A 300-nucleotide genomic window follows, 5' to 3' on the forward strand; every position below is an offset into this window, starting at 1 on the left:
GGCGGCGAGTTGCGCATCAGCCCAGGCGGCAGGCCATTGGATATACCGCTGCTTTCCGCACTCCTTGTCCCACTCCCGGGCGGCCTTTTCCGCCGCCTTCCGCTTCTCACCGTATGCGCGCAAAGCGGCGCTGCATTCTTCGGGCGCGTAGTCATAGAGTTCGCTGTTCCAGTCGCGCTGGTCGTCGGCCGAAAGCTCGGTGAACGCCGGGAACTCCGGGCGCGGAGACATCACCGGCTCGAACCACGGTTGCGGCTCGGCCGGCGCGTGTGCGATGAAGTAGTCGCGCAGGGTCATGCC

Annotated in this window: 1 protein-coding gene; it reads right to left on the reverse strand. The window is 66.3% G+C overall.

The window, feature by feature from the left end; all coding sequences use genetic code 11:
* Window positions 1–300: hypothetical protein (locus AC6EI8_RS26670; protein ID WP_498383424.1), on the reverse strand; the 300-nt coding region annotated here is incomplete at both ends.

It is taken from the genome of Cupriavidus sp. R6-3, assembly GCF_059772245.1.